This is a genomic window from Caminibacter profundus, from assembly GCF_054657155.1.
In genome coordinates, this window is record NZ_BAAHXC010000001.1 from 1018999 (window position 1) to 1040082 (window position 21084).

The 21084-nt window shown below is 27.7% G+C and carries 23 protein-coding genes and 1 tRNA gene; 5 read left to right on the forward strand and 19 right to left on the reverse strand.

Annotated features, from left to right (window positions below):
• The 4 genes from ACYQ1U_RS05465 to ACYQ1U_RS05480 are packed head-to-tail and all read right to left on the reverse strand — an operon-like array spanning position 1 to position 998.
• The gene (locus tag ACYQ1U_RS05465; RefSeq protein ID WP_459885136.1) at positions 1-186 is read right to left on the reverse strand and encodes a hypothetical protein; all 186 of its coding nucleotides are present in this window, start codon (positions 184-186) and stop codon (positions 1-3) included.
• A complete protein-coding gene (locus ACYQ1U_RS05470; RefSeq protein ID WP_459885138.1) occupies positions 183-413 on the reverse strand; it encodes a hypothetical protein in 231 nt (76 codons plus the stop codon). Before ACYQ1U_RS05470 ends, ACYQ1U_RS05465 begins: the two co-directional genes overlap by 4 nt.
• 49 nt (positions 414-462) lie before the next feature.
• Positions 463-747: a hypothetical protein gene (locus ACYQ1U_RS05475; protein ID WP_459885140.1), complete on the reverse strand. Its 285-nt coding sequence runs from the start codon at positions 745-747 to the stop codon at positions 463-465.
• Complete coding sequence (locus ACYQ1U_RS05480; RefSeq protein ID WP_459885142.1) at positions 747-998, reverse strand: helix-turn-helix domain-containing protein; 252 nt, start codon at positions 996-998, stop codon at positions 747-749. The genes ACYQ1U_RS05475 and ACYQ1U_RS05480 overlap by 1 nt, the downstream gene beginning before the upstream one ends.
• A 112-nt stretch (positions 999-1110) precedes the next feature.
• Here ACYQ1U_RS05480 and ACYQ1U_RS05485 point away from each other — a divergent pair, with 112 nt between their 5' ends.
• Positions 1111-2118, forward strand: coding sequence for a helix-turn-helix domain-containing protein (locus tag ACYQ1U_RS05485; protein WP_459885144.1), 1008 nt, complete (start codon positions 1111-1113; stop codon positions 2116-2118).
• Here the strand turns inward: ACYQ1U_RS05485 and ACYQ1U_RS05490 are convergent.
• From ACYQ1U_RS05490 to ACYQ1U_RS05510, 5 genes are all read right to left on the reverse strand, one after another.
• Complete coding sequence (locus tag ACYQ1U_RS05490; RefSeq protein ID WP_459885146.1) at positions 2115-2357, reverse strand: type II toxin-antitoxin system RelE family toxin; 243 nt, start codon at positions 2355-2357, stop codon at positions 2115-2117. The two genes, ACYQ1U_RS05485 and ACYQ1U_RS05490, sit on opposite strands and share 4 nt — an antisense overlap.
• A complete protein-coding gene (locus tag ACYQ1U_RS05495; protein WP_459885148.1) occupies positions 2347-2736 on the reverse strand; it encodes a hypothetical protein in 390 nt (129 codons plus the stop codon). Before ACYQ1U_RS05495 ends, ACYQ1U_RS05490 begins: the two co-directional genes overlap by 11 nt.
• A 54-nt stretch (positions 2737-2790) precedes the next feature.
• On the reverse strand, positions 2791-2988 hold the full coding sequence (locus ACYQ1U_RS05500) for a hypothetical protein (protein ID WP_459885150.1): 198 nt from the start codon (positions 2986-2988) through the stop codon (positions 2791-2793).
• Positions 2989-3109: 121 nt separating this feature from the next.
• On the reverse strand, positions 3110-3550 hold the full coding sequence (locus ACYQ1U_RS05505) for a type II toxin-antitoxin system PemK/MazF family toxin (protein ID WP_459885152.1): 441 nt from the start codon (positions 3548-3550) through the stop codon (positions 3110-3112).
• Positions 3543-4640, reverse strand: a complete 1098-nt coding sequence (locus tag ACYQ1U_RS05510) for a tyrosine-type recombinase/integrase (RefSeq protein WP_459885154.1) — start codon at positions 4638-4640, stop codon at positions 3543-3545. The genes ACYQ1U_RS05505 and ACYQ1U_RS05510 overlap by 8 nt, the downstream gene beginning before the upstream one ends.
• Positions 4641-4984: 344 nt before the next feature.
• On the opposite strand from ACYQ1U_RS05510, the gene ACYQ1U_RS05515 reads away from it, so the two are divergent.
• Positions 4985-5251 carry a hypothetical protein gene (locus tag ACYQ1U_RS05515; RefSeq protein WP_459885156.1) on the forward strand — a complete coding sequence of 89 codons (267 nt, stop codon included), beginning with the start codon at positions 4985-4987 and terminating at the stop codon, positions 5249-5251.
• Between the two features lie 23 nt (positions 5252-5274).
• Positions 5275-6744: a DNA polymerase III subunit gamma/tau gene (locus ACYQ1U_RS05520; protein ID WP_459885157.1), complete on the forward strand. Its 1470-nt coding sequence runs from the start codon at positions 5275-5277 to the stop codon at positions 6742-6744.
• 155 nt (positions 6745-6899) lie between these two features.
• Here the strand turns inward: ACYQ1U_RS05520 and ACYQ1U_RS05525 are convergent.
• The 10 genes from ACYQ1U_RS05525 to yajC form a co-directional block, all read right to left on the reverse strand.
• A tRNA-Ser gene (locus tag ACYQ1U_RS05525) sits at positions 6900-6989 on the reverse strand.
• A 60-nt stretch (positions 6990-7049) separates the two neighbouring features.
• Positions 7050-10013: a transcription-repair coupling factor gene (gene mfd / locus ACYQ1U_RS05530; RefSeq protein WP_459885159.1), complete on the reverse strand. Its 2964-nt coding sequence runs from the start codon at positions 10011-10013 to the stop codon at positions 7050-7052.
• A 23-nt stretch (positions 10014-10036) separates the two neighbouring features.
• A complete protein-coding gene (locus tag ACYQ1U_RS05535; protein ID WP_459885161.1) occupies positions 10037-11167 on the reverse strand; it encodes a bifunctional folylpolyglutamate synthase/dihydrofolate synthase in 1131 nt (376 codons plus the stop codon).
• Positions 11168-11193: 26 nt separating this feature from the next.
• Positions 11194-12720, reverse strand: a complete 1527-nt coding sequence (locus ACYQ1U_RS05540; protein ID WP_459885163.1) for a GGDEF domain-containing protein — start codon at positions 12718-12720, stop codon at positions 11194-11196.
• Positions 12710-13261, reverse strand: a complete 552-nt coding sequence (locus ACYQ1U_RS05545; RefSeq protein WP_459886405.1) for a hypothetical protein — start codon at positions 13259-13261, stop codon at positions 12710-12712. The genes ACYQ1U_RS05540 and ACYQ1U_RS05545 overlap by 11 nt, the downstream gene beginning before the upstream one ends.
• Before the next feature lie 11 nt (positions 13262-13272).
• Positions 13273-15732, reverse strand: coding sequence for a leucine--tRNA ligase (gene leuS, locus ACYQ1U_RS05550; RefSeq protein WP_459885165.1), 2460 nt, complete (start codon positions 15730-15732; stop codon positions 13273-13275).
• Between the two features lie 159 nt (positions 15733-15891).
• On the reverse strand, positions 15892-16233 hold the full coding sequence (locus ACYQ1U_RS05555; protein WP_459885167.1) for a DUF6394 family protein: 342 nt from the start codon (positions 16231-16233) through the stop codon (positions 15892-15894).
• A gap of 155 nt (positions 16234-16388) precedes the next feature.
• On the reverse strand, positions 16389-17360 hold the full coding sequence (gene secF, locus ACYQ1U_RS05560) for a protein translocase subunit SecF (protein WP_459885169.1): 972 nt from the start codon (positions 17358-17360) through the stop codon (positions 16389-16391).
• Between the two features lies 1 nt (position 17361).
• The gene (secD, locus tag ACYQ1U_RS05565; RefSeq protein ID WP_459885171.1) at positions 17362-18918 is read right to left on the reverse strand and encodes a protein translocase subunit SecD; all 1557 of its coding nucleotides are present in this window, start codon (positions 18916-18918) and stop codon (positions 17362-17364) included.
• Entirely contained in the window at positions 18905-19216 is a 312-nt protein-coding gene (gene yajC / locus ACYQ1U_RS05570; RefSeq protein WP_459885173.1) for a preprotein translocase subunit YajC, read from the reverse strand. The genes secD and yajC overlap by 14 nt, the downstream gene beginning before the upstream one ends.
• Here yajC and ACYQ1U_RS05575 point away from each other — a divergent pair.
• Positions 19159-20466 carry an apolipoprotein N-acyltransferase gene (locus tag ACYQ1U_RS05575; protein WP_459885175.1) on the forward strand — a complete coding sequence of 436 codons (1308 nt, stop codon included), beginning with the start codon at positions 19159-19161 and terminating at the stop codon, positions 20464-20466. The genes yajC and ACYQ1U_RS05575 overlap by 58 nt on opposite strands.
• On the forward strand, positions 20466-21083 hold the full coding sequence (gene bioD / locus ACYQ1U_RS05580; protein ID WP_459885177.1) for a dethiobiotin synthase: 618 nt from the start codon (positions 20466-20468) through the stop codon (positions 21081-21083). Before ACYQ1U_RS05575 ends, bioD begins: the two co-directional genes overlap by 1 nt.
• Position 21084: the final 1 nt, after the last annotated feature.

The window sequence follows — 21084 nt, forward strand, 5'->3', positions numbered from 1 at the left end:
TTATAGTGATTTTATTAGTTTGATTTTTCCATCTATTAGCATTATTGAAACCTCATCACTGCAACCTTTTTGCAACGTAATCCATTCTTTACCTGTAAACTCTAAAACTGACACTTCTTCAAAAGTTAAGTTATATTCCTGTAATGCTGAGGTTACTTTTTCTTTTAGCTGGCTTAATCTTTTCATCTCTCTGCCTTTAAAAATGAATAACTTGCTTGTATTAGCTCATTAGTTCTTGGTGCAATATCTTCAAGCAGTTTATCAACTAATACCTGCATTGCTAAATATTCCCTCATTCCAATTATTCCATCATCAAGTAAACCACGACTAATACTTTGAAGTAACATACCAACGCCCTCTATATCTCTAACTATATACTCGCTGTCTAAAATTATGCTTTTTGTGTTTTTCATTTGATACCCTTTCTGATATAATTTCATTGTTGTTTTTGATTTGATACCCTTAGAGGCTTTTGCCTCTTTGTTTACTTATAATCTCATCTTTTAGCTTAACTAACCTATGTTTAACCTCATCATCATTTGCTAATTTATAACCTTGCAACTTACCAATACCAAGTGGAATATTTACAATTCCATCAAAGCCGATAACTTTTCTAATTTCACATACAATATTTGCAACTCGGCTAAGAGAGCAACTATTGCTAATTTGACTAATAACTTCACCATTTAAGAGCTTATCGATACACTCAATTACTCTATCATTTGCAAGTAAATCCCATCTAATCATTATTGAGCCATTGCTGGAATTTCGTGTTCTTTTAGCCATTTGTCTATCTCTTTTCTGTTGTATCTTACGTATTTGCCTATTTTGCTGTATGGAATTTTTCTATTCATTCTCATTCTATTTTGAGCGTGAATACTAATACCATACTCTGCTTCTAACTCCTCTGGACTTAACCACTCTTTTGCTACTGCACTTTTTACTATTTTGATAATTACTCTCTCTAAGTCCTCTTGTGGTATTGTGTTGAAATTCATTTTTTGCCTCCTTTTAGTTGTGGTATGTTTTTTGCTATCATACATTTGTAAAAGTATTATAGTTAAATTTTACATTAATGTAAAGAATAAAACACATATATGAGGAGTGATTATGAAAAAAAATGAATTTTTAGAAAAACTGAGAAAAGATTTAGGATATAGTAGAAAAAAAATAGCTAACTATTTAGAGGTATCTTCTTCTGCAATTGAAAAATATGAAAAAGGTAAATTAGATTTTAATCATAAAACTAAATATATATTAGGTATTTGTGCATTGGCTGGATTTAATAATGAAATATTTCATTTGAGTGAAATTGATGAATATGATAAATATGAATATAAAATTTCCTTTTTCTCTTCAAAATTAAGAGAAATCCTATATTTTTTCGATTTAGATTATGACGAGTATGAATTATTTATATTAAAAATTTTACAAAATACTTTTAATACAGATTTTATTTTAGATACAGATTATATGACAAAATCTATAAATTTAAAAAAAAGACTTATTAATCAAAGTTATTTCGAACAACAAGAAGTTATAGAATTTATTACAAATAAACAACAATTTCTGAAAAATTTTAGAACTAATCTTGAAATTGATGAAAAAGAAAAAGAGAACTTTATAATTTCATATGAAAAAGATTTAGAACAAAGAAAAGTAGAATTTTTATCTAATATTAGATTTGAAATATTACTTTTATCAGCTTTAAAAAAATTTAATCCAAAAGAGTTTTATGAAAAAGAAAAATTTCCTTTTTTTCAAAAGGCTTTAAAAAATTTTGATTCGTTTAATAAATGTTTTAATTATATTCCTCCAATAGGCATCGTTACATCTATTTATTATTACGATAAAGATGAAGAATATTTGAAAAAAATATTTCCATCTATTAAACAAACATTAGAAGAGCTAATTACACAAGGTAAACCTGTTATAAAAGAAACTATAAAAGAGTTTAAAATTGAGTTAGAAACAGGAGCTATATTTTTACATTCAAATCAACCAACCGACCCAAAAGACAAAGAGATATGTGAATTGCTTCAATATGCTCCCCCTGCATTTAAAGATAAGATAATTGAGAAATTAAAAAAGTTTAAAGATAAGGTTGAGGATATTTAATAAGCCTCTTTTCTGTGTTTGATACTGATTATTTTAATAATATCATTTTCTATATCAAAAAGCACTCTATAATTACCAACTCTAAATCTATAAGGCGGGTAATAATTTGTAAGTTTCTTAATATTTGGAGTGTCTGGATACTTTTCAAGTAGTTTTAATTTATCAAGTATTATTTTTTGATTTTTTTTATTTATCTTTTGTAAATGCTTAAAAGCAGATTTTGATATTTCAATTTTCATTTAAAGCCTCATAAACCTCATCTAAACTTATAAAACTTTCTTCTTTATCTATCTTTTCATTAGCAGGTTTAATAATTATATCTTTGACTGCATATTCTCCTAATTTATCGCTTATAAGCTCTATAATAGCATTTACTGCTTCAAACAAATCATCAAGTAGTTTTATATATCTTTTCATCAAAATTTCGTCTATATCCTCTAAAAGTTCATTTAATTCATTGCTAAAAGCTATAAACTCATCTTTATTTTTTATTACCTCATCTTTTGGAATTTCGTTTATAATAGCTTTGATTAATTTAGCTTTACCGATAAGCTCTTCAATATTTTCATTACTTAAATCAAGTTTAAAAACTTTTGTAGGGTTTAATTGCATTGTCATTTTATAGCCTTTTAGATTTTTAATAATTTAATATTTTTAATGTGTCTAATAAAATCATTCCCAAGCACTTTTTCTTATCTCATCTAAATCAATATTTCTATTTTTCCAGACACCAACCATATCTTTATTTTTTTTAAAATTTGATTTTAAAAGGTTGCTTATATACTCTGATATTGTTACATTATTTTCTTTTGCAAGTTTTTCAAGTTTTAAGTATAAATTATCTTCTAAATAAAGCTCTGTCCTTTTCATTTTTGTATCCTTTTTCTTTTGCATATTATAACATATGATTTGTTTTTGTTTGACATTAGTTAAAATTTACTTTATAATTATAAAAATTATCGTTTACCCTTAATAGGGTTTTATCAATCGTTTACCCCTTGAAGGGGTTTAAAAATTCTTGTAAGGTTTTGATTACTTCTTTAAATATTCTTTTTCTTAAAAAGCCTTGATTATATTTAATACGTATTTTATCTATATGAGTTATTTTGTCTAATAGCAATACACTATCATTTTGTAAAAAAGGATTATCTAATTTAGATAATAAATAAAGATTTTTATAATTTCTTTTCAACTTTTCTTCATAAATATTAGTTTTGGTAGTAATTGGTATAACTAAAATAGTTTTTTCGTTCAAATATTCTGGCGTTACAATTAACCCCATATGATAATAAGCAAACTCTTTATTCATTTTTATCCCATATCTTTTTGCAATATCATTTCTACTTAAATATTCATTATGAGATATATCCTTTAATAAATCTCCAAATTCAATCCAAACAATCTCAGCTCTTTTATACATTGGTTTATTCATCTTCATCCTTTATAATCTCAATCATCTCTTTATTAGCTAAGGCTGTTGAGGTATGGTAATTAATACTGACATACTTATTAATAGTCGTTGCGTTTTTGTGTCCTAAAACTCCACTAACTATTGAGGCTGGAATACCTTTTTCTATCAATGCAGAGGCTAAAATATGTCTACAATAATGCAAACTAAACTCAGGCATATTAAGATACTTTTTCACTCTATCAACTTGTCTATCTGGCTTTTTTAGATGTTCTTCTGGATTAGTGAAACTTTTAAATACCCAGCCTTTTTTTTCAACTCCAAGCTCTAATAAAGCAGATTTGATTAATGGCGGTAAATCATATCTTTGATTTTCATTTGGCTTAGCGTCTGCAATCCAATAATAATTATTCTCTAAATCAATATTTTCCCATCTAAGTGTGAGTATTTCACTTTTTCTTCTACCACTTAAAGCAAATAAGAAAAATGCTCTATAAAATGGGTCATCACAGTATAGTTCCATAATAGCTGAATATATTGCTTTTAGCTTTTCCTGTGCTTCTGTAACGATTTTTTTAGTATCTTTTTGCTTAATGTGGACTTCATTTGCTGGGTTTTCTTTTAAGAGCTTATTTTTAATTGCAAATTCAAACATTGGTCTAAGAATTACTAAAACTTTATTTTGAGTATTAGCTGATAATCCTTTTTTTCTCATTTTTGTTATAATATTGCTGATATGTAAAGGTTTGATGTCTTTTAATCTTTTAGAGCCAATTTCATCTTTTATATATCGCTTAAAAATTTCTTTTCTTTTCTTATCCCAAGCTGATGAAGTTGGATTATTTTCGATAAACATTTCAAATAATTCATCTACTTTTAAGTTATCATTCATTTTATAACCTGCTTTTACATCGTCTTGAAATTCTTGTAATAATTTTTGAGCCTCTTTTTTATATTCTTTTAGGGTCCAATTAGGTCTTAGGTTCAATGTAACAACCTTTTTATATCTTTTACCATTATAAGTAAAATCTAATAAAAATTTTAATTTATTTTTTTTATGTTGCTTTATATTTTTAAGTCCTATATCTTTAAACTCGCTATGTTTAATAGCCATTTTTTGCTCCTTTAATGTTTAGTAAGTTTTTTTGTCTCCCTAAGTCTCTTCCTTGTTGGGTTACGACTTGGGTTACGTGTTCTATACCCTTTAAAAGCATATTAAAAGTATATCAAAGCAAAAAGTAAAAATCAAAAAGCCCATAAAATCAATACTTTTGCAAACAAAAATAAACTAACTAAAATATAGAGTAAGAGAGTTCGAGTCTCCCCCTCACTACCATCAATAAATAATAGTGACAGACTTCATATATATACTCTCTTTACATAAATTTTACCTCTCTTTAACAAATATTAATTTTTTGATATAATTTTTATAAATTTTTAAAGGATACAAGGAATATAGTGTTTAACATAAAAACTATGTGGTTTTTAGATAACAAAGAACAAAAATATTTGAAAAAACTCCTAACAAGAATAAATAATCCACATGACAAAGAACTCCTAAAAAGTTTTTTAAATGCATCCTCATTTAAAGAAATCAAACAGTTTTTAAAAAAACAAACATTTATTCAATGTAAAATTAATATTGAAGAATTTGATGGTTCATTAAATTCCCTAAAAGAAAAAATAGCTTATGAACTAAATGAAGCAATACTCCAAAATTCTTGATATAATTTTAAAAAAGGCTTCCTTTGGTACTTGCTTTAAAATATAGACCAAAAAGATTTGAACAAATAATTGGCCAAAACGCAACTGTTAAAACTCTCATAAACTCCTTAGAGTCAAAAAGAATAGCACATGCATATTTATTTTCAGGTCTTCGAGGTAGTGGAAAAACTACAACAGCCAGAATTTTTGCAAAATCTCTTCAATGTGAAAAAGGAATATCTTCTAGCCCTTGTGAAGAATGTGAAAACTGCAAACTTGCTAATGAAAATAGACATATAGATATTATAGAAATGGATGCTGCTAGTAATAGAAAAATTGAAGATATAAGAGAGCTTATAGAACACACAAAATATAAACCTGCTATTGGAAGATATAAAGTTTTTATAATTGATGAAGTTCATATGTTAACAAATGAAGCTTTTAATGCACTTTTAAAAACTCTTGAAGAACCTCCTCTTTATGTAAAATTTATCATGGCGACAACAGATCCTCTCAAACTTCCTGCTACAATTTTAAGTAGAGTTCAGCATTTTAGATTCAACAAAATTCCAGAAGCAACAATTGAAAATTATCTACAAAAAGTACTAATACAAGAAAACGTAAAGTTTGAAGATGAAGCTCTAAGACTTATAGTAAAAGCAGCAAAAGGAAGTGTAAGAGACTCACTTACTTTACTTGACCAAGCAATAGCTTATAGCAACTATAATATAACACTTGATAAAGTTGTAGAGATGCTTGGTGTAATAAATCCTGAGATTATCTCTCGAATTTTTAACTCTATCCTTAATTCAAATAAAAAAGAAATTCTAAAGATAATAAAAGAAATAAAAGATTACGATATAGAACTAGTATTAGATGAAATAATTTTATATTTAAAAGAAGCATTATTTAATGGAAATTTACCACTTATTACAATGCAAAGATTTTTTAATATTCTCAGTGATACAAAAGAGCTTATAAAATATCATAGTGATAATGAATTTATTTTAACTCTTATGTTTTTTAGAATGATTGAAGCAACAAAACCTCATAAAATAGATGATTTAATCAAAAATATAGAACAACAAATTGATGTAAATGCTTACAAGCCTAAAGAAAAAATTTTTACTCCAAGTGGAGAAGAGTTATTTAAAAAACTTATAGCAAAAATAAAAGAAAAAGATGAAGATTTAGGAATTTGTTTTGAAACTAGCTTAAAATTTATATCTTTTTCTGATGGTGTGTTAAAATGGGAAAGCTGTCCTGATGAAGAATGTCGTCAAATGTTTAGAAGGTTTTTCTCTCCTGTTATTAGACCATTAATTAATGAAGTATTTGGAATTGGGACACAAATAGAAGTAGTAAGATGCCCAAAAAATCCAAAAGAAAATACTACTAAACCTCAAAAAAACCATCAAAATATCTTAAATGATAAATCTCAAGAAGTTATTCAAAAAGTAAGAGAAATATTTGGAAGTGATGTAAAGATCACTAAAATAACTCATAAAACTTAGTATATTTTTCTTCTTATACCAATTTTAAATAAAAACTTTTTATTTAGATGTTTTTATAATTTTAAATTTAAATTGGTATTATAAAAGCAACCTCAAACGACTGACATTTGCCTCTTTGATTTTTAAAAAGATACTTTAAGAAGTATTTGAAGTTATGGCGGAGAGTGTGGGATTCGAACCCACGGTGAGCGTTAACCCACACACGCGTTCCAGGCGTGCGCCTTCAACCACTCGGCCAACTCTCCAAAAGAAAAAAAATTAAAAGTTTAAAGTGAAAATTTAGGTCTTAATTATACCACAACTTTTTACTTTTCATTTTTCACTTTCAACTTCTTAAGTATCGTTTCAAGTATAATCTCATCATCTTTAGCAGGAGCTTTTATAAACTCTTTCTCTCCATTCTTATAAAATATAGAAATATTTTGTCCATAATTTGAAATAGATTTTATATTTTTTATACTAGCTAAAACTTTTATTTTTATTTTCTCAATAAAATTTTGAGAAGGAGTGTCTAGTTTACCAAACCTATCAACCATCTCTTTTTCTATTTCATATACATCTTTTAGGCTCTCACACTTAGAAAGACGTTTATATAAATCAAGCCTTAGTCTATCTTCTTTGACAACTTCAGAGCTAATATATGCATTAATATTAAGTTTAACCTCAACATCTTCTTTTTCTTGGACTTTACCTAGCATCTCTTTTAGAGTATCTTCGAGAAGTTTTAAATACATTGAGTATCCGATTCCTTTAATTTGACCAGATTGCTCAGCCCCAAGTATATTTCCTCCACCTCTAATTTCTAAATCCTTGAGTGCAAGTACTGCTCCACTTCCAAGGAATGAGTTTTCTTCAAGTGCAAGAAGCCTTTTTTTTGCGTCTTCAGTTAAGTTTTCTTTATCTTTCACGAGAAAATAAGCATATCCTTCCTGCTTTCCACGTCCTACTCTTCCTCTTATCTGATGTAAATCTGCTATACCAAAATTATCTGCATTCTCTACAATTACCGTATTTACATTTGGGATATGTATTCCACTTTCAACTATTGTAGTAGTTAAAGCCAAATCATATTTACCATTTATAAAATCCACAAGACCTTTTTCTATTTGGTTTGGTGTCATTTTTGCGTGAAGTATCAAAATTCTAATATCAGGTAATAATTCCTGAATCTCTTTTTTCTTCAATTCGATATATGCTATATTATTAAAAATATAAAAAATTTGTCCACCTCTTCTGATTTCTCTAAGGATAATTTCTTTTATTAAATTTTCATCCCACTCTTTTACAAAAGTTTTAGTCTCTTGTTTACCTTTTGGTGCTTCTTCTAAGCTAGAAATAGATTTAATTTGAGAAAGTGCCATATTAAGAGTTCTAGGAATTGGTGTTGCTGACATGTAAAGAGTATGAGTTTTTGAAGATAATGCTTTTAGTTTTTCTTTTTGTTTTACACCAAATTTATGCTCTTCATCAATAATAACAAGTCCAAGATTTTTATACTCTACATTAAGTCCTGCATGAGTAGCGATTAATATATTAGTTTTCCCATTTTTAACATTTTCTAATATTTCTTTCTTTTCTTTACTTGAACTAAACCTATCAAGTTTTGCTATTTTTATATCAGGATAGTTAGAAAAACGTTCTTTAAAACTCTCATAATGCTGATTAACTAAAATCGTAGTAGGAGCAATCACAGCTACTTGATAACCAGACTTTGCAATAATAAAACTAGCAACCATTGCAACCTCTGTTTTCCCAAATCCAACATCACCTGTTAATAATCTATCCATAACTTTTGTTTTAAAATCATTTATAATTTCATTTATTGCTTTTTTTTGGTCATTTGTATGAGTAAAAGGAGCACTACTTATAAATTCATCAACTCCACTAAAATCAAGCTTAATTGGTTTTGTTATTTCTCTCTCAGCAGATATTTTTATAATATCTGCCGCAATTGCAAAAATTTTCTCTTTTATTTTTGTAAGTTTCTTTGCAAAAGTTCCTTTTCCAAGTTTATCTAGACTTGGCATTACCCCACCTGGGGCTATATATCTTTCTAACTTATCAAGGTTTTCTACAGGAAGCAATAATTTATTATCATTAGCATATAAAACTTCTGCAAATTCACCAGTTTTTCCTAAAACTTCCATTCTTTTAAGTCCCATAAACTTACCAATACCATGGTCAATATGAACTACAAAGTCTCCTTTTTTAAGCTCATCTAAAACTAAATTTGTCCTTCTTTTCTTTTCAAACTCAGGAGAATTAAGAGATATAATGATTTTATTAGGACATGAAATATTAATACTTGCAGTTGTCCTTATCCATTTTACAATAGGTGCTTTTAATTTTATAAACTCCTCTAACTCATATTCTCTAAGCAACACATCATTTTTTGCCAAAATCTCAATAGGAGTTTTTTCATTATATTCAATATCACCTATAAATAATTTTTCATTTTTCACTTTTAATTTTTCATTTATATCTTTGCATTTTCCATTTGGAATAACTTTTGATTTTAATATATTATCATTAAACTCCTTATAAAACTCTCTGTATTCCTCAACCTCTTGAGTCAGATTATTTAGCAATACAAAATTATTTAAAAACTTCCTCTCTAAATACCAAAAACCAAGAGAATAAAAATCTTTATAAAAGGTTGCATACTCACTTTTTACAATTTCAGATTGGATTTTTTCATATTCATCTTTACTAAGTGCTGCAATTGCTGGAATAATTTTTATACTCTCAATCTCTTCAATACTTTTTTGAGTAGTCTCTTCAAAAACTCTAATACTTTCAACTTCAACATCAAAAAGCGAAATCCTAACAGGTCTATCGCTATTTATTGGCCAAATATCAAAAATATCTCCTCTAAAACTAACTTCTCCCTTTTCACTTACAATATCAACAACTTCATATCCCCATAAAATAAGCTTTTCTTTTAAGTTATTAAGATTTATTTCCTCTCCAAAACTAATAACTATATCTTGATAATATTTTCTAACAGGTAATTTTTTCATAACAGTTGAAAAAGGAGAGACAAAAAAACAATTTTCATTGTAATATTTATAAAGAGCGTTATTTAATTCAAATATTTCTTTTCTAAAACTTCTAAGGTCATCTCCTAAAACTGCTCTAAAGTCTGGAAAAACAACTACTGGAAAATTTAAATATTTATAAACTTCTGCAATATTTAATGCTTCTTTTAAGTTTGAAGTTACGATATTTGTTTTTTTATTTTTTAAAAATTCATATACTTTTGCCTGCAATACTTCTCCTTAATTTTCCATTTTCAATTGTTAATTTTCCATTTAATAAACTCTTCTACCACACTAAAACTTCCAAAAACAAGCATTGGTTTTTTAACTTCTTTAAAATCATCCACTTTAATTCCCAGGTTTTTTGCAACTTTTTTTATGTTTTCTTTTTTTTCTATTCGTTCATTTTTTACATCGATTAAATAAAGTGTATTTATCTTAGGTTTTAAAATTTTTAGAATTTCTTCATAATTTTTATCTGAGTATGTGTTATACACTAAGTAAACAGGCTCTTTTAAATTATTTACAATAGCTTTTGCTGCTAACGGATTGTGTCCTACATCTATCCATAAATCTTTTTCAATTTCTTCAAACCTTCCACGAAGTATTAAATCATCTATATCTTTAATACTAAAAGGAATGTTTTCTTTTTTTAAAAAACTCATTGCAAGCAGATAATTGTCAAATAGAAATGGTGCAAATTTAAACTCTTTTTTTAAACTCTCAATCTCTTCTTTTTCGAAAAAATCTAAATAATCAAAAATTATTTTACCTTCATTTTCCATTTTACATTTTACATTTTCAATTTTATCATGTATTTGTTTCCCAATAATCGCTTCTTTTTCTATACTTCTTAGTTTAGTAGTTGCTATTTCTTCAATAGTATTACCTAAAAATGCTTGATGATCAAAATCAATTGTAGTTATAAGCGATGTTTTTTTATTAAATACATTCGTAGCATCAAATTCTCCTCCAAGCCCAGCTTCTATAATCACAAAATCAAGTCCTTCAAATGCAAATGCCGCTAATAAAGTTGTATATTCAAAATAACTAAGTGCAACGCTTACTTCTTTTGGCAATAATTTTTGGAGTCTAAAATGAACTTCTTCTAACTCTTCATCACTAATATCACTCCCGTTTATCCAAATTCTCTCATTAAATTTTAAAATATGCGGTGAAGTATAATGCCCAACTGAAAAACCTCTTTTTAAAAGTGTATGCGCTAAAAATCTACCGGTACTTCCTTTTCCATTAGTTCCTACTATATGAACTATTGGTGTTAAATTAAGTTTATCTTTAATCAATTTATAAGCATTTGGCATTCTATTTAAATCTATCTTTTTATAAAAGAGAGGTTTTCTATCTAAAAATTCAAATACATCCATGCTCTACCTTCTTAATTTGACTAATTTTATGCTGCACAAATCCTATTTCTTCCATTTCTTTTTGCTTTATATAACCTTTCATCAGCAAATTTTAATAATTCTTCTTTTGAGTTTACTTCATCTCTACTTGCAACTCCACCTGAAATAGTCACATGTATTCTTGTATTTTTATACATAAATTTAGTTTTTTCTACTATTATTCTTAGCTTCTCAGCAAATCTATACGCACCTTTTTTATCTGTATTAGGCAAGATTGCTACAAACTCCTCTCCACCAAATCTTCCTATCATATCAACATATCTTGCATATCTCCTAAACAAAAGTCCTAAACTTTTTAAAATAATGTCTCCAGCATCATGTCCATATGTATCATTAATATTTTTAAAATGGTCTATATCAAAAAATACAATAGAATAATTAATCCCATACCTTTTATAACTGCTCTCTTGTTTTAGTAATTCTTCCATAATTGCTTTTTTATTAGCAATATTTGTTAAATAATCCTTTTTTACTTCGCGAGAAAGTTTTTTTACTTTTGCTTCAAGCATCTTTATTTTTCGTTTTAGTTTTTCAATTTCTTCATTTTCCCTTTTCATATCTTCACTAAACTCATCTAACTCTTTATCTAAAGAAATTGCAATATTTAAAAGTTTATCTTTAATACTTTCAAAGTCTTCTTCATCATGCCTCCAATTTTGAAGCTCAATTTTTATATCTTTTATCTCTTGTGAAGAACCATCAGTTTTTTGTAAAATTTTTAAAATTTTTATAGAAAGCCTTTCTGCTATTTGATCAATATCTTTTAATTTTCTTTTCAGTTCTTCTTTATCAAGCTTTATTCTTTTATTAGTAAGTACTCTAAGATCATCTGCAAATGCTTTCGTTAAAATAATATTCGTGTCTTCTTTTAATTGCTTCTTAAAAATTGCTATTTCATCATTCATAAAAGGAGCATAACTAGGAGTTAGAGTATAAATTACACTATCTATTAAATAGCTAAAATCAGGGCCTTCTTCAAGCTTTTTAATTAAAGCTTCAATAACCTCTAATGCATCTTCACTTTTTATTCCTGCATATGCAGCCCCTCGCCTAACAATTGAAAAATCTTGCCTATCTAAAAATTCTATCCATTCCTCTCTTAACTTTTCATACTCTTTTTTATCAAGATAAGGTTTTATAAAATCAAGATGTTTTAAAGCAATTTTTTTTGATTTAGTAATAGGTAAAATTGCAATAATATCAAGAGCTCTTTTTATATATAAAAAAAGTTGTTCTACATTTTCTTTTTCACGGCTTACATCTTCTCTATTTAAATAACTTACGAGAAATAATATCAGTTCATCTAAGTTTTTAATATTATAATTTGTTGCAATTGCTTTATACTTACTATCAAATTTAGCCAAATATTTAGCAACTTTATTACAATCATCAATAATTACACCATATTGCTTAGCAATTTTACAAAAAACTTCTTCATATTCACTTGGTGTAAAAATATACCCTCTATTTTTAAAATGATTTAATGCTTTTTTTGCTATTTCATTAATTGTCATTATAAGTCCCATTTTTAGTAATTTTTGCAAAAAGTTTATTTAATGCATTAATACTTGCTTTTTTAAAAGCATCAAGTTTTACTTGGTCAGTTATTACTGAATCAGTAGAAACTTTAAAATCATAACTTCCATCTACAATATAACTAAAAGTTTTTTTATTTTTATCAATTACTTTCACTTTTAAAACTACAGTACTTCTATAAAGAATAGGAAATCCGTTTTCATCATAATCAAGTGGTGTAAATGAAGAAGAATTTGCATTTATTATCATTTTAGTATTACAGTTATCAACACATACATTTTTTCCAAGAATGGTATAAATAGCATCATTAATTGCATCTTTTAAAAAAATAGTCTCTCTAGGACTCTCAACATCAATTTCTACAATAGGTTTTATATTGTCTCCTAAAATTTTATCTTGATATACGCTACTTGGCTTATATCCACAACCAACTACAAAAATATAAAATGTAAAATGTAAAATGGACAATGAAAGAAAAAATTTTTTAATTTTAATTATTTTCCATTTTCCATTGTCCATTTTCAATTGATTTACCCTTTTACTACAATATTTATAATTCTACCAGGGACTACTATCTTTTTTACAATCTCTTTTCCATCAATATACTTACTTACTGCTTCTTTTGCTATTTTTAATATTTCATCTTTACTTGCTGAGCTACTAACACTAATTTCTGCTCTTTTTTTACCATTTACTTGAACTGGATAGTTAATCTCATCTTTTTTAAGGGCATCTTCATCTAGTTTTATCTCTTTAAAGTTTTCCCTACTAAAAAGCTCTTCACTAATTTCACTTGCTATATGCGGAATAATTGGTTCTAGTACATTCATAAGCACCCAATAACCTTCTGTATAAATATCCTTATTATCTATTTTATTAAGTGCATTAAGAGCTTCCATAGCACTTGCTATTAAAGTATTAAATGCAAATGTTTTTTCGTAAGTATCTTTGCTTCTTTTGAGTGTCTCATAAACTTTTCTTCTAGCTTCTTTTTCTTCTTTAGTAAGTTTAGTAATATCAATTTTTGGAATTTCAGTTGTTTTATAACATTTAGCAGCATTTTGATATAGTCTATTTAAAAATCTATAAGCTCCTTCAACTCCACTATCGCTCCACTCAAGCTCAGCTTCAGGTGGTGCTGCAAAAAGAATAAAAAGTCTTGCAGTATCAGCTCCGTATTTTTCAACAATTTCATCTGGGTCTACTACGTTTCCTTTAGATTTGCTCATTTTAGAGCCATCTTTTAATACCATTCCTTGAGTAAGTAACTTCGCAAATGGTTCATCAATATTTAAATACCCAAGGTCTCTTAGCGCTTTTGTAAAAAATCTAGCATAAAGCAAGTGTAAAATAGCATGTTCTATTCCACCAATATACTGGTCAACAGGTGCAAAATACTCTACATCTTCTTTTCTAAATGGCACATTTTTAAATTTTCTAAAATCTGTTGTAAATCTAAATTGATACCAACTACTCTCAACAAATGTATCCATTGTATCAGTTTCACGCTCAGCATCTCCTCCACATTTTGGACACTTCGTATATTTCCAAGTAGGATGAGATTCAAGAGGATTCCCTCTTCCTGTAATTTCAACATCCTCTGGCAGTGTTACAGGCAAGTTTTCTATTTTTTCAGGCACAATTCCGCATTTCTCACACTTTATAAATGGAAGAGGCGCGCCCCAATATCTTTGACGACTAATTCCCCAATCTCTTAAACGATAATTTATCTCTTCGTTTCCAAGTCCTAGTTCTTCAAACTTTTTAATTATTGCCTTTTTAGCTTCTGTATTTTTCATACCAGTAAATTCAGCGCTTTCTACTAAGATTCCTTCACCTGTATATGCCTCATTTTTATTTATCTCAAAATTTAACGGTTTAATTACCCATTTAATTGGAAGATTATATTTTTTTGCAAACTCAAAATCTCTCTCATCATGAGCAGGTACTGCCATAACCGCACCACTTCCATATTCTACTAAAACGAAATTAGCCATCCAAACTGGAATTAATTCTTTTGTTAATGGATGGATAACATCAATTCCAAGATAAACTCCCTCTTTTTCCATTGCTTGTCTATCTTTTGGCAAGATTGAACGAATACGTCTAACTTTCTTTTCAGTTTCTGCATCTAATAATTTATTTTCAAGCATATAATCTACAATAGGATGCTCTGGAGCTAGTGCTGAATAAGTTACTCCATAAATAGTATCGGGACGAGTAGTAAATACTTCATATCCATCAAAAGCATTATTAAGTTTTTCTTGTGCTTTTTTACTTAAACTAAATTTAAATTTAAGCCCATTAGATTTTCCAATCCAATTCTTTTGCATTGTAAGAACTTTATCAGGCCAGTTTCCTTTAAGCTTTTCATCAATATCTTTAAGTAATTCTTCAGCATATTTTGTAATTTTTATATACCATCCAGGTAGTTCTTTTATCTCAACTTCATTATCACATCTCCAACAACACCCATCAATTACTTGTTCATTTGCTAAAACTGTATGACATACCTCGCACCAGTTTACTTTTTGAGTACGTCTCTCAAGTAGTCCATTTTCATACATTTTAATAATAAACTCTTGTTCCCATCTTGTATATTCTGGGTCAGATGTTGCAAATTCTCTATTTTTGCTAAACGAAAGTCCTAAACGGTTTAATTCTTTTCTCATATAATCAATATTTTCATAAGTCCATTTTTTAGGATGTACTCCATGTTTTATAGCTGCATTCTCTGCTGGCATTCCAAAACTATCCCATCCAATTGGATGCAATACATTAAAACCTTTTTTTCTGTAATACCTTGCAATTGCATCTCCAATTGAATAATTTCTAACATGTCCCATGTGAATTCTACCACTTGGATATGGAAACATTGAAAGAATATATTTTTTAGGTAATGTATAATCTTCTTTTGGCTCGTAAGCTTCTTCTTTATCCCAAATTTCTTGCCATTTTTTTTCAATAACTTTTGGATTATATTCTCTCATTCACTCTCCCTTTTTTTAGTAATTGATATATTTGTATATTAGTTATTTGTCCATTAATATTCACCAATAACTAATACACAAATAACAAATTTTTCATTTTTCACCCAGACCAGATTCCGCAGGTCGGGCAAGTTTTACACTTTATACTTTAAATTAGTATCATTCCCATGTATCTTTTGTTTTTGCTATTTCAATAAAGCTTAAAATAATTGTCACAATATTTGCAATCAAAGCCCCTATAGCCATTGCATAAGCTGCTGGTAAGTCATTTTTAATTTCAAGATAAAAAAATGCTGGAATTAAATGCAAGTCTGCAACTAAACTTGCCGCAAAAAGCTCTGCTGCCACTATATTTCTAACTCCAATTTTTAGAATAGTTGAAATCAAATTAAGACTTAATGCAATAAAAAGTGCAACTTTATTATGATCATACAAAAATCCTGCAACACTTGTAAGACTCATTAACTGAAAAAAAACATATACAACTTTTCCCCAATCCATTTCAATTCCTTTAAATTAAAAGTTTAAAATGAAAAGTTTAGAAAAGATAATTTTTAATTTTTCACTTTTCATTTTTTTACTTTTCACTTAAATTCTCCCCAGCACTCACTTCGTATATGTCTGGCTGTTGCATTCTCAATTCTTCATTCTCAATTTTATACCACTCCCCCTTGATACACCTGCCTCATTTTTTCTTTTTCTTTTCTTATTCTTTCTTTTTCAGCTAGTTTTTTTCTATAATCGTCTATTTTAAACCCTAACCAAATAAGTAAAGGAGATGCAATAAATATTGATGAATAAGTACCTACTATAATACCTACTAAAAGTGTAAAGCTAAATGGCTTTATAATCTCTCCACCAAATAAAAATAAAGTAAGAACTACAAAAAATGTTGTAAGTGAAGTTAAAACAGTTCTGCTAAGAGTCTTTGATATTGCTATATTTATAAGTGTTGCTAAATCTTTAATTTTTGAAGTTTTAACCTCTTCTCTTATTCTATCAAATACAACAATTGTATCATTAAGCGAATAACCCATTAATGTCAAAATAGCAGCTAATACATCAAGATTTACTTCTATATGAAAAGCACTAACAGCACCAAGAGAAATAATAGTATCATGCATTAGCGCTAAAACACTAGCAACAGCAAATCGCCATTCAAATCGAAACGAAACATATATTAATATTCCTATTATTGCAAAGATAAGAGCCTTTAGACCTTTTTCTTTTAACTCATTTCCAACTTTAGCTCCAACTATATCTACTCTTCTAATTTCAACTTTACCTAAAGGTTTTATAAGTGCTTTAACTTCTTCTCCAATAGATTTTTGTACATTGCCACTAACTTTATCTACATTAAGTCTTATTAAAATCTCTTTATCAGAGCCAAATGTAGTAATATTCGCCCCATCAAATTTTTTATTTATTAACTTTCTAACTTCTGCTATATTTACAGCTTTTTCAAATCTTACTTGTATTTCAATTCCACCTTTAAAATCAATACCCCAATTAAATCCCTTTGCAAAAATAGAAAAAATGCTTAAGACTATTAAAAATAGCGAAATTGAAATAAATATCTTTCTTTTTCCCATAAAATCATAAATCTTATTTGAACTAAAAAATTCCATTTTATACCTTCATTCCAAAATACTTAGGAGTTATTTTTTTACCAGATGATAATAAAAATTCCCAAATACCATGAGTTCCTAGAATTGCAGTTAACATACTAGCCATTATTCCGATTGCCATTGTAATTGCAAAACCTTTAATAGTACCAGTCCCATATGCAAAAAGAGCAACTGCTGCAATCAAAGTTGTAATATTTGCATCCAAAATTGCACTCATTGCATTTTTATATCCACCTTCAATTGCCTGGCGTATTGGCTTTCCTTCACGAATTAATTCTCTTATTCTTTCATTTATAATAACATTCGCATCAACTGCCATACCAACAGTTAAAACAATTCCTGCCATTCCAGGAAGAGTTAAAGTCGCTCCAAAAAGAGCCATTATTGATAATATCAAAAATAAATTTGTAATTAGAGCTATATCAGCAATAATTCCAGCTGTTTTATAATACCAAGCCATAAATAAAACTACTATCACAAATCCTGAAATTAAAGCAATCATAGAATTCCTAATACTATCAGCTCCAAGACTTGCTCCAACGCTTCTTTGCTCAAGCAAAACTACCGGTGCAGGGAGTGAACCACTTCTAAGAGCAATCGCTAAAATATGAGCTTCATCAGGACTTCCAACAGTTATCTGTCCGCTTCCTCCTCCAATTCTCTCTTGAATAGTTGGAGCTGAATATACTCTATTATCAACTACAATAGCTAACCTTTTTCCAACATTTTTACCAGTTACATCTCCAAAAATTCTTGCTCCCTCGCTATTTAGCGTAAAAAATATTGCAGGTTGATTTGTTTTTTGAGTAAATCCGACAGTTGCATTAATAATCATACTTCCATCAAGTACTGGTGGTGTTTTAAGAAGCCAAAGTCTTTTTGGATTATCTTTATCAGGTAATAAAATATCACCATACTTTTTAGCTTCCTCAGGTGTAGTTGCACGGTGTTCCTCATCTACAAGATATAGCTCCAAGTGTGCAGCAGATGAAATTAGTTTTTTAATATTTTGTTTTTCTTTTTCAGTTTTGATACCAGGAAGTTCTACTACTATTTTATCTTTTCCCTGTCTTGTAACACTAGGCTCAGCAAGACCAAATGCATCAAGCCTGCTTCTAATAGTCTGTACAGCAAGCTTTATAGCATCTTCTTTTGTTTTCTGAATTTCACTAGGAGATAAAGTTATAATATACTCAATACTTCCATTTTTTGGTAATTTTTTAATTTCAATTCCAGAAATACTTTTAAGTTCTTCATCCATTTTTTTTTCATCATCTTTATCAATAAGCTCAAAAGTTATTTTTTTGTTTTCTATTTTTAAATTATCGATAAATAATTCTTTTTTTTCACTAATGTATTTAACTGTAGATGCTATCGTTTTTATTTTGTTTTTAATAGCTTCATCTTGTTTTACACCTAAAACTAAATACATTCCACCCTGAAGATCAAGTCCTAAATTTACACGAGGTTGCTTTCCAATAAAAGAAGGTATCGAAAAGGCTATACCAAAAAAAGTAGCAAGAAGAAAAATAATAAGTCTATAATTAAGCTTTTTCATCATTTAGCTTTCTTGCTACGGCAGATTTATCAATCTTTACCTCAACATTATCAGCTATTTTTGCTTTAATAAATTCAGGTTCATTTTTTACAACTTCAGCAATAATTCCACCAGTTGTTACAATTTTATCACCTTTTTTAAGAGCTTCTACCATTTGTTTATGCTTTTTTGCTTGTCTTTGTTGTGGTAAAATTACAAGAAAATAAAAAACTGCAAATAAAATAATAAGAGGTAATAATGATGCAAGTAAACTTGGTTGACCAGCAGCAGCAGTCCCTTCAGCGTATAAAAAATTCATGGCAATCCTTTTTTAAGCGATATTTTAACACAAATTCATTAAAACTAGCAATTCTTTTTTCACTACCCATTTATTTGAGCATTTTTGGAGATAATATTTTAATACGCACAATAAATACTATATCTGCTATTATAGCAATTTTTTATTTTTTAAATGTAAAACACTCTTTTTTTCAGACAGGTTTTTTTATAGGAGTTTTTTGGTTTTGGTGGATTGGACTTAGTTTCAGATATTATAATCTCTCTTACTTAATCCCTTTTATAATTTTTCTAATCGGTTTTGGCTATGGGATAATCTTTTGGTCAATTAACAAACTATTTAATATATTTAACTACAACTTTTCACTTATCACTTTTAACTTTTCATTAAATAAGCTGTTTTGGTCTATTTTTTTAATATTTGGTTTTGATTATATTTCTCCTTTTACTTTTGACTGGTTAAAACCAGAAGTAATTATTTCAAACTCACTATATCTACCTTATAAAATAACTCTTTTTTTTATTATACTAGCATCACTTATTAAACATAAAGTCATTTCATTAGTTTTACTTATAATTCCTCTTTTTTTTCCAAATCCTAAAATAAAACACCCTCCACTAAAAATAAAATTAATAACTACTTATATTCCTCAAGACAAAAAATGGGACCCAAAATATATACCAAAAGAAATTGAAAATAATTTCAAATATATAAAAAACTCAATAAGAAAATATGATGTAGTAATTTTGCCTGAGAGCGCCTTTCCTATTTTTTTAAACAAATATCCTGAATTACTCAAAAAATTAAAAACTTTATCCAAAAAAATAACAATAATAACAGGAGCTCTTCATTTAAAAAATTATAAATTTTACAACTCAACATATATATTTGAAAATGGAAATATAAAAATTGTCGATAAACATAAATTAGTACCTTTTGGAGAGTATATACCACTTCCTTTTTTTGAAAAAGAAATAAATCAGATTTTCTTTAAAGGTGCAAGTGATTATAAAACTAGTAAAACCTTTTCAACATTTAAAATAAAAAATATTAAATTTATAAATGCAATATGTTATGAAGCGACCATTGAAAATTTATATAAATTAAATGCCAATTATGTTATAGCTTTAAGTAATATGGCATGGTTTTATCCATCAATTGCTCCTATCTTACAAAAACTATTAATAAATATTTATGCAATCAAATACAAAAGAAAAGTGTTTCATTCTATAAATTATTATCCAAGCTATATACTGCCAAAGGAGAATTAATGAATATTTTCATTTCAGCAAATAATACAGAGTGCGGTAAAACCTACAGTACTTTAAAACTTATAGAAACTTTCTCAAAAAAAGGATATAAAGTAGCAGTTTTAAAGCCAATAGAAACTGGCGTCGAAAAAATTCCTAAAGATGGAGAATTATTATTTGAAACGGCAAAAAAATATAATCCTAAACTAAATGTTCTTTCATTAAATGATATAGTACCTATTCAACATAAACTCCCTGCTGCGCCTTTTGTTGCAGGAGATGTTGATATAGAAAAAATAAAAAAAGCTTTTTTAAAGATTAAACCTTTATGCGATATACTATTAATTGAAGGAGCTGGTGGACTTTTAGTACCAATTAATAATAACCTATATATGATAGATTTTATAAAATTATTTAATGCTAAACTTTTTATGATATTTAGTAGTAAACTTGGTATGATAAATGATTTTTTATTAAATAAATTTTATCTAGAACAAAACAAAATACGATATACTTGGGCAATTAATGTTTTTGATGATAGTTATTATAAAATTTCAGACCCTTTCATGAAAAAATTTAATCCTTTAATAATTCAAAAGGATATAGATTTAATTACTGAAAAATTACTAAAGGAGTAAC

Excerpts from the sequence above, each read along its gene's own strand:
- secD (WP_459885171.1), bottom strand. The coding sequence starts at position 18,918 with ATGAAAAAGCTTAATTATAGACTTATTATTTTTCTTCTTGCTACTTTT.
- ACYQ1U_RS05500 (WP_459885150.1), bottom strand. The coding sequence starts at position 2,988 with ATGAAAAGGACAGAGCTTTATTTAGAAGATAATTTATACTTAAAACTT.
- ACYQ1U_RS05555 (WP_459885167.1), bottom strand. The coding sequence starts at position 16,233 with ATGGATTGGGGAAAAGTTGTATATGTTTTTTTTCAGTTAATGAGTCTT.
- ACYQ1U_RS05470 (WP_459885138.1), bottom strand. The coding sequence starts at position 413 with ATGAAAAACACAAAAAGCATAATTTTAGACAGCGAGTATATAGTTAGA.
- ACYQ1U_RS05510 (WP_459885154.1), bottom strand. The coding sequence starts at position 4,640 with ATGGCTATTAAACATAGCGAGTTTAAAGATATAGGACTTAAAAATATA.
- ACYQ1U_RS05485 (WP_459885144.1), top strand. The coding sequence starts at position 1,111 with ATGAAAAAAAATGAATTTTTAGAAAAACTGAGAAAAGATTTAGGATAT.
- ACYQ1U_RS05490 (WP_459885146.1), bottom strand. The coding sequence starts at position 2,357 with ATGAAAATTGAAATATCAAAATCTGCTTTTAAGCATTTACAAAAGATA.
- leuS (WP_459885165.1), bottom strand. The coding sequence starts at position 15,732 with ATGAGAGAATATAATCCAAAAGTTATTGAAAAAAAATGGCAAGAAATT.
- secF (WP_459885169.1), bottom strand. The coding sequence starts at position 17,360 with ATGGAATTTTTTAGTTCAAATAAGATTTATGATTTTATGGGAAAAAGA.
- ACYQ1U_RS05505 (WP_459885152.1), bottom strand. The coding sequence starts at position 3,550 with ATGAATAAACCAATGTATAAAAGAGCTGAGATTGTTTGGATTGAATTT.
- ACYQ1U_RS05545 (WP_459886405.1), bottom strand. The coding sequence starts at position 13,261 with ATGGACAATGGAAAATGGAAAATAATTAAAATTAAAAAATTTTTTCTT.
- ACYQ1U_RS05480 (WP_459885142.1), bottom strand. The coding sequence starts at position 998 with ATGAATTTCAACACAATACCACAAGAGGACTTAGAGAGAGTAATTATC.
- ACYQ1U_RS05540 (WP_459885163.1), bottom strand. The coding sequence starts at position 12,720 with ATGACAATTAATGAAATAGCAAAAAAAGCATTAAATCATTTTAAAAAT.
- bioD (WP_459885177.1), top strand. The coding sequence starts at position 20,466 with ATGAATATTTTCATTTCAGCAAATAATACAGAGTGCGGTAAAACCTAC.
- yajC (WP_459885173.1), bottom strand. The coding sequence starts at position 19,216 with ATGAATTTTTTATACGCTGAAGGGACTGCTGCTGCTGGTCAACCAAGT.
- ACYQ1U_RS05535 (WP_459885161.1), bottom strand. The coding sequence starts at position 11,167 with ATGGATGTATTTGAATTTTTAGATAGAAAACCTCTCTTTTATAAAAAG.
- ACYQ1U_RS05475 (WP_459885140.1), bottom strand. The coding sequence starts at position 747 with ATGATTAGATGGGATTTACTTGCAAATGATAGAGTAATTGAGTGTATC.
- ACYQ1U_RS05465 (WP_459885136.1), bottom strand. The coding sequence starts at position 186 with ATGAAAAGATTAAGCCAGCTAAAAGAAAAAGTAACCTCAGCATTACAG.
- ACYQ1U_RS05495 (WP_459885148.1), bottom strand. The coding sequence starts at position 2,736 with ATGACAATGCAATTAAACCCTACAAAAGTTTTTAAACTTGATTTAAGT.
- ACYQ1U_RS05575 (WP_459885175.1), top strand. The coding sequence starts at position 19,159 with ATGCAAGTAAACTTGGTTGACCAGCAGCAGCAGTCCCTTCAGCGTATA.